Annotated in this window: 10 protein-coding genes; 3 read left to right on the top strand and 7 right to left on the bottom strand. The window is 39.1% G+C overall.

Annotation, left to right across the window (positions count from 1 at the left end; genetic code table 11):
- Positions 1–448 precede the first annotated feature (448 nt).
- Positions 449–1,057, top strand: a complete 609-nt coding sequence (locus tag ACTQ50_RS18505; RefSeq protein WP_173770759.1) for a hypothetical protein — start codon at positions 449–451, stop codon at positions 1,055–1,057.
- 98 nt (positions 1,058–1,155) lie between these two features.
- Here ACTQ50_RS18505 and ACTQ50_RS18500 read toward each other — a convergent pair whose 3' ends face one another.
- Both ACTQ50_RS18500 and ACTQ50_RS18495 read right to left on the bottom strand, forming a co-directional pair.
- Positions 1,156–1,545 carry a hypothetical protein gene (locus tag ACTQ50_RS18500; protein WP_441485396.1) on the bottom strand — a complete coding sequence of 130 codons (390 nt, stop codon included), beginning with the start codon at positions 1,543–1,545 and terminating at the stop codon, positions 1,156–1,158.
- Positions 1,546–1,557: 12 nt separating this feature from the next.
- Entirely contained in the window at positions 1,558–1,734 is a 177-nt protein-coding gene (locus ACTQ50_RS18495; protein ID WP_441485395.1) for a DUF6906 family protein, read from the bottom strand.
- A gap of 315 nt (positions 1,735–2,049) precedes the next feature.
- Between ACTQ50_RS18495 and ACTQ50_RS18490 the strand changes: the two genes are divergently transcribed.
- Positions 2,050–2,457 carry a helix-turn-helix domain-containing protein gene (locus tag ACTQ50_RS18490; protein ID WP_441485394.1) on the top strand — a complete coding sequence of 136 codons (408 nt, stop codon included), beginning with the start codon at positions 2,050–2,052 and terminating at the stop codon, positions 2,455–2,457.
- Positions 2,458–3,012: 555 nt separating this feature from the next.
- On the opposite strand, the gene ACTQ50_RS18485 is transcribed toward ACTQ50_RS18490, so the two are convergent.
- From ACTQ50_RS18485 to ACTQ50_RS18470, 4 genes are read right to left on the bottom strand one after another with little or no spacing between them, the layout of a single operon-like run.
- Positions 3,013–3,600: a DNA adenine methylase gene (locus ACTQ50_RS18485; RefSeq protein WP_441485393.1), complete on the bottom strand. Its 588-nt coding sequence runs from the start codon at positions 3,598–3,600 to the stop codon at positions 3,013–3,015.
- 34 nt (positions 3,601–3,634) lie between these two features.
- Positions 3,635–4,375: a PmeII family type II restriction endonuclease gene (locus ACTQ50_RS18480; RefSeq protein ID WP_441485392.1), complete on the bottom strand. Its 741-nt coding sequence runs from the start codon at positions 4,373–4,375 to the stop codon at positions 3,635–3,637.
- A complete protein-coding gene (locus ACTQ50_RS18475) occupies positions 4,362–5,570 on the bottom strand; it encodes a DNA cytosine methyltransferase (RefSeq protein ID WP_441485391.1) in 1,209 nt (402 codons plus the stop codon). Before ACTQ50_RS18475 ends, ACTQ50_RS18480 begins: the two co-directional genes overlap by 14 nt.
- Positions 5,570–5,779 (bottom strand): helix-turn-helix domain-containing protein, encoded by a 210-nt coding sequence (locus tag ACTQ50_RS18470; protein ID WP_173729172.1) that lies wholly within the window; start codon positions 5,777–5,779, stop codon positions 5,570–5,572. Before ACTQ50_RS18470 ends, ACTQ50_RS18475 begins: the two co-directional genes overlap by 1 nt.
- Before the next feature lie 190 nt (positions 5,780–5,969).
- Between ACTQ50_RS18470 and ACTQ50_RS18465 the strand changes: the two genes are divergently transcribed.
- A complete protein-coding gene (locus tag ACTQ50_RS18465) occupies positions 5,970–6,419 on the top strand; it encodes a very short patch repair endonuclease (protein ID WP_441485390.1) in 450 nt (149 codons plus the stop codon).
- A 32-nt stretch (positions 6,420–6,451) separates the two neighbouring features.
- Here the strand turns inward: ACTQ50_RS18465 and ACTQ50_RS18460 are convergent, their stop codons facing one another.
- Positions 6,452–6,679 (bottom strand): helix-turn-helix domain-containing protein, encoded by a 228-nt coding sequence (locus tag ACTQ50_RS18460; protein WP_173729170.1) that lies wholly within the window; start codon positions 6,677–6,679, stop codon positions 6,452–6,454.
- Positions 6,680–7,385 lie beyond the last annotated feature (706 nt).

Genomic DNA, 7,385 nt, shown 5'->3' with positions numbered 1-7,385 from the left:
TTACAACAATCAGCGCTATCAGTGGCATCTTGCCAAACTGTCGCCTAATGAATTCTACAAATTTGTTACTACCGGGGAGTATCCTCTGGATATCCCGAATGCACCTGCCCCGCCGGCCATTAGGAAAGAGCCGAAAGAGCTTGGCAAAATGGCAGTTCATATAGATTCTGAAAAATAAAATTTAACAGAATATCATATCAATTCGGTTTGTCCAATTCTGTGGGCACATCAAATGTCATGTGTCCACTTATGTGGATAACCAAACAAAGGAATGTCCAAAATCAGGGATATCACTTTTGTGTAGGTGTCTAAAAAATAGGCACTACACTAATTCAAAATGTCCTTGACAAGGGATACAGTTTAATTCTTCCGCCTGCCATCTTCTCACTTCCTTTAATTTATATTTCTCCTGTGGTATACTTAATAAAAAATCAAAAGGAGGTTTCCTATGTATAAATTCAACCAACATATGTCGTCTTATGAGGTTCCGTTAAAGCAGGATCTCCCATGTTTGAAGTACGATGTTTCATGTTATTGTGAACTGTTGCTCTCTGTACTTCCGTGTTCACTCCCCGACTATCTGAGTACATTCGAAAAATGTCTGCGTCGTCTCGCCAGGCAAAAGAAGTCTTTAAAGCCTACTTCGTTCCCGACTGAATATCGGGTTTATATCATTGATTACCGCCTGAACATTCTCTTTGCTTCTCTTGATCCGGATGGAAGGATTGCAACAAGCTTTTCAAAGTACCCGTGCAATTCGAAAACCATGGAGGATTATTACTATGGAGACGGGGAATTTATTGGAGGCAGTATGCTCCCCGGCGACCCCTATGACAACACTTCCATGATTAACTTCTCATCGAAATATGGTTTTCTTCCGGTCGAAGAGTTATCCATGGCTTCTGCTCTGGTCTTCGTAGGAGACCATATAGACGAACGCCGCTGTCTGTCTCAGTTTCAAACTCAGGTCCTGATGCAACGCTATCGTTCCAAAAACTTTGTTGACTGGAAAGAAATCGTCAAGCAGGTCAGTAATGACTTCAGGTGGTTGAAGTAGTCTTTTTGCACTTTGTCCAGGCCTTGTATGGATCTCGGTCTTTGCAAGGCTTGTAATTAGGTAAATATGCTTTTTTGCTACCCGCTTTTTTGTTGTTCTTATTTCTCTTTTTCATTCTTTACCGCCTTTCTCACCGCATCTGTCCTGTCCATATAGATGCGGTTCTGTGTTGCCTTCTCGGCTTTCCTGACAGCGCCCAGAAGCTGCTCCAGCGACTTCAGCGCCCTTGCATTTTCTTCTCTCCATTTGCAAACCGGTTCGAGTTCAGCGACAGTATCCTTTGCTTTTCTTCGTTCCTGGCGGACTCTCTTCAGTTCCCTGGATATTCGCGCCATATCGTGGTAGGTATCATCGTGTAGTTCCAACCTGTGAAGCAGATCTTGTGTTTCGTTATCCGCGTCGGACTGTCTACTCCTTGCTACCTCATACTCCATCGTTGACTCTCTCATGAAGTCCAGGAAGCAGGATATGTATTCACTCTTTTTCAACGCTGTTCCCTCCTACTCTCTGGCCAGCTTCCGAATCTTCGGCTTCCCGCCGATCTTCTTCAGCGATGTTCTGCTGACTACTTCCAGGAACTCCTGTGTGTTCTTCACCACCAGCCAGTTCTCCGGTGCAAGTCCATGAGATCTCATCAGCTTCTTCTGCTGAAGCGTTGGTCTTTTTCCATTTTTCATACTTCACCTTCTTTCTTCTGCTTTCCGGAAATGATTTCCGTGTTTAATATGTAAGATTAGCTGTACCTCTGTCAAAAATTCTAATTGCTCCACCTTCAGATCGGTGTTAAGTTGCAGCGATCACTGCGGTTCCGGTTGAGAAAACCGGTGTACCTAAGAACTCTGGCACTTGTGATTTGACTGTATTTCTGATATTATGCTTGGGTGATTAGTAATCCCTTGCAAGGAATAGTATATCTGCTTTTGAGCAGAATGTCAATATGTTTCTGCCTTTCAGCAAATTATTATTTCCAATAAGCAGAAAGAGAGGTTTACATGGATATTAGTATGACCAGTATAGGTGAACGAATTAAAAACAGACGACTTGAATTAGGTTTAACTCAAACAGATATTTACCAGGCGTGTGGCATTTCATCAGGTGCTTTGAGCAAGATAGAAAACGGAAATAGAACCCCTTCTGTCCTATCATTCTACGAATTAAGTAAAGCCTTAAAGTGCTCTATGGACTGGCTGACAACTGGTTTTTCTTCCAATGAGCAGATACCTGAAATCTGCCAAAAAGAAGAAGAGCTTCTGGAAGGTTTCCGGAAGCTTGGAGAAGAAGATCAGTATGAGATTATGGAAATACTTGCGATGAAACTCCGCAAGGTAAAAAGGGACGGTCGAAAAATGGAAAAATTATGCAATTTGACTGGCGAAGACGATGACACAATGATAGGTTAATTTTGTTCTTTTTTGGGTTACTTGTTACCCTGTATTTACTTATTTTTTTGTCACATTGCTTTATTGTGGAAAACTATGTGGAAAACCGCAGAAAACCGCATAAATACGCCAATGTGACAACTTTGTTTTACTGTCTCGTTTTGTCACATTGATAGTGATCAGCTTTTCTGGCTCCGAAGCCAGATCTTTAATGTGCCCGTAACGCTTCTGTAACGCTTGAAAAAACACTGCAACGCTTGTATTTACTGGGTTTTTCCAATTTTGACGCAACAAAAAAGTGACGATATAACGCTGTATTATAACGCCACGATTATTTACACATCCTCTTCCGGATGATAGAATAACAATGTAACGATGTTTCATTTTTGTTTCAATCAAAAAACCGCTGAAAACGTTGATTTTTCGGCGGTTTTCCCCTTTTTATAGCCGGGCGCGGTTGAATTGACTATACAATTCTCCGTATTCTCAATATTGCTGTCAAACCTCGGACGTTCGCGTTCGATAAAATCGCGTTTTCCCTTGATTTATCGGGGTTTCCCGTCATTTCCCATGTTGTCACACACATTCCTCGTTTAACTCATACTTTTGACATTTATTCTGGTAGTCCACAGTTCTAGTATTACTGTACTTTTTTACAATCTCTCCAAAGCATAGCCAGTAGTATCGCCTATTTTTACAATTATTTTGTAACATGATGGCCGTTCGTATCACAGATAAGTCATTAATAACATCATTCCTAAACCATTTATTAATATTATCGAAACAATGAATTGTATAGTTTCCGCTTTTTTTCAATACTTCAATATGTTGTAATAATATTTCATTACTCATCTGTATTTCATTTGGATCGTATTTTTCAAGCTTAGCTAATGCGATAATATGCGCATAAGGATTGATATCAATACCGAAAACTTCTAATCCTATTTGCTGCCCTTCTACAAGAGTAACACCTGTTCCATGAAATGGGTCTAGCATCTTATGATAAGCCGGATTTTCGTCAACTAATAACTGTAATAATTCGTGTTGCATTGGAGCAACCATTGGTGCTGGATAACTTGCAATTTTGTGGATTCCATCAATTTTAGAATTTTTAAAATCCCAATACTCCATATTATATCTGTCTAATTTTTCCGCCAAACTCATCTTTATCTCTCCAATACTCTTCTTGTTTTATTGCTCAATCCCCAGAATTAAACTCCACCAATTTCTCCCAGTCAATGCTTCCATCTTCCTTGCAGAAACTATTGGAAAATTCTCTTACCAGTCTATTCGCTGCCTTGTTGTAGCTTTCCTTATAGTTCGCTACATACTGTTCCGGCATTGTTCCCATATATACAATAATTTTCTTATAAAATTCTTCATCACCAGTCAATTCTGCCCAGAATCTCTTGCCAGCAAGTTCCTGATACATCTTCGGCTTACCACGGCCAGATTCTTTCTTCTTTCCATAGCAGTAACCGATATACGCTTCATATCTTGCTTTCGCCTGCTGTGCCAATTTAGAGGCTGCTGTAAAGTTCTGCTCCTGCCGCTTTTTGCTATCAGCATTAAACACAGACGGTCCGCTTTTAACCGCAATAGCAGAAATAGTATTCGTCTCATTGTTCTGGATCATAATATCAATGCCTTCTGCTAAAGCCTTATTTCCTCCACTGGCTGCAATGGCAATTGGTTCAAAAAAGCAATTGCCGAATATCGTCTCCTCACTTGAACTTACAAAAGCAGTCAATACAGATTCTACAATTTCTGCAGCACTCTGCATGGCTTTTGCACGATATAAATATGGATTTTTTCGTTTCATGACCTTCTGTATGTTTAAAGCATCTATCTTTTCAATCAATGTCCCATAAAATGTCTCCAACGCAGAAGCTATTGCCTGAATAACGGCCTGTTCATCATAGGAATTATTTAACGGCATACATATTTCCTCCTATTTCTATCGCATTTTTAATTCTGTTATGTACATTTGTGCCTCTAAATCTTTTTGTCTCTATTACTGCAGATTTATCAGCAACAGCTATGACAGCCTTACCTATAGCTTCTGCTAAACCAACCGGGACAGCATTACCAATTTGCCTGTACTTTGCAGCTGTGGTTCCTGTAAAAATCCAGTTATCTGGAAACTGCTGAATTCTGGCATATTCTTTCACACTCAACGGTCTGTTCTGGGTAGGATGACACATCATCGTAGCTTTCTGAACCGGAGATGTCACCACGGTTGGTGACGGCTGATCATAAGAAAGCCGCCTATAAAATCCAACCTTGCCTCCGCCTGATGTATAAGCCCCACCCATCGCTATTGGTATTATATCCTCTGGTAAATCTCTCCAGTTCCCACCTTGCGGAACCATCTTGAGAAATTTCAAACGTTCATCACTTAAGGTAGCACACTCATCGCTATCAAATTCTAAGTCTTCAATCACACTTCTCACTGACTGCCACTGATATTCCTGATTCTGATGCATCTGGAAATGGGTTGGTATCGGCAAAAAGATATCCTCATTATCTCTGCTCCCAATCAACACAAAACGTTCTCTAAACTGTGGTACTCCATAATTAACAGCATCCAATACCCCATAAACCGTCTTATATCCCAACTTATTAAACTCTGACAATATTACGTCTAATACCGTTCCCAAACGCTGCTCAGGATCCTTTTCATCCCTTTCTGCTAAAGGAACATGCTTAAGCGGTGCAGACATGATTCCTTTTACGTTCTCCATAACAAAAAATCGGGGGCGGATATAATCAATCATCCGGATAAAATCCATAAACAGGCTTCCTCTCGGATCATTTATCCCCAGTCTTTTTCCTGCTGTAGAAAAGGGCTGACAAGGTGGCCCTCCGCAAATAAGAAATGGTTCTCCAATATGTAAACCTGTTAAACTTAATAATTGTTGTGGCTCAATCTCCCTGATATCTCCTTCTAACACATTATGTCCATTTGCCCGCATTGTTTTTACGCAGGAAGCGTCAAAATCTTGACCAATGACAACATTAAGCCCTGCTTTTGCCAGTCCGATATCCAATCCCATAGCACCAGAAAACAAAGAAATTACATCCCTATTATCGTAATACTTGCTATATTGTTCATATTTCATAATAGTGCCCATCAGATTTCCTCTCCGTTTTCCAGTACAAATTTTCTTTCAAATGAACTATTTACCGCATCAGCTATATCCTCTAGCTCTGATACTGTAAAGCTCTCCCTCTTCATTTTTCCGCCAAAATTCTGTGGTGTAGTTCCTACTCTTCGGGCCAATTCTGCCACACTGATATTTGACCGGACACATAATACTTTTATTTGTTCTGAAATAGTCATTCAGGGTACCTCTTTCTAAAATCAATTTTTACCTTTTCAGTATAAATCAAATCATTTATACAGTCAATCAAATACTTTCTCATATAGATATTTAAGGACTACTATCATCTATTTCCTTACAACTCATTTACACCTTTGCTACTTCCTGTTAAAATATATTCATCTATTAAAACGCAAAGAAGGAATCATCATGTCCCGCACACAAGAAGCCATATCAAAAAATATGAGCAAAATACACAGCTCTGACACTTCTATTGAAGTACGGCTTAGGAAAGCCCTATGGCATAAAGGCTACCGTTATCGCAAGAATTACAAAGTTCTTCCGGGTTCGCCGGACATTGCATTGACCAAATACAAAATTGCCATCTTCTGTGATAGTGAATTCTTTCACGGAAAAGACTGGGAAGTTCTTAAGTTGCGTTTAGAGAAGGGGAAAAATCCGGAATACTGGATTAAAAAAATTGAACGGAACCGGACTCGCGATATGGAAACTGATAAAAAGCTTCTGTTTCTTGGCTGGACAGTAATTCACTTCTGGGGACAAGATATTACCAAACGAACCGATGAATGTATTAAAGTTATTGAAGAGGTCATCTGGGATTCACAAATAGAATCTTTCTCAAATGATCTTTTCAATTGAAATATATTCTCTACATCACGCTGATCCGAAGTTCACTTGTCTCTCTTCCTTGGATATGGTCTCTTTTCGTCTGTAAGCCCCAGAAGAAAATCTACGCTTGTTCCATGAAATTCTGCCAACTTAATCAGAACCTGCGTAGGAATATCGACTTCACCGCGCTCATAGTTACTATATATTCTCTGACTACAATTCAATATCTTTGCAATTTGTGTTTGGGTCAAATCTTTATCTTCTCTCAAATCCCTGATTTTTTGATACATTGTCATCACCTCATGGCAATCATATCTTAGCGGAATATTCGCTATTGCATTTTAGCGAAAATATCGCTAAAATAGTTTTCGGAAGAGGTGACGTATTTATGCGTATATTAAAGAAACTTATATCATTTACTGGCTATTTACTATTTTTTTGTTCTTATTTTTATGTATTGTTCATTAACCTATTTTATGCTTTTGCAAGCAGTAGTGACAACGGTATTCTAAAGCCACTCATTGTGTCCGCTGCTTTAGCCGCTCTTCTACCCGGAACCATATGTTGGCAATATCATTACATAGGCAAACTCGAAAAAAAATTAGAAGAATTGTAAAGTATTCTCTTTGATACGACTCCCAAGAACCAAAAAGACAAGGTTTCATAATAAACTTTTAAACCTTGTCTCTTTGTATATGACTATTTTAATTTAAAATACTGCATATAGATAATCCTGATCCCTCTAGTTGGCATCTTTATTCACTTACAAGTGTTTCATTTCTAATGCGACATAACATAAACTATTTCATATAGCACAATTTCCTCCGCTGTAGTGTTAGCATCTAATTAGTACAAAATAAAATGAGATATTCCCTTAAATGTATTATATAATCAATACAAGAGGAGGAACTCATTATGTCACGTAAAAATCCACAACACACCAAGCAGTTCAAGTTGGATGCTATCAACTATCGCAAGGAACATCCCGACTTAACT

It is taken from the genome of Blautia sp. Sow4_E7 (genome assembly GCF_052116245.1).
Classification (GTDB): Bacteria; Bacillota; Clostridia; order Lachnospirales; family Lachnospiraceae; genus Blautia_A.
Note: the sequence above shows the minus strand (reverse complement) of the source record. Positions and strands in the feature narration are given on the sequence as shown.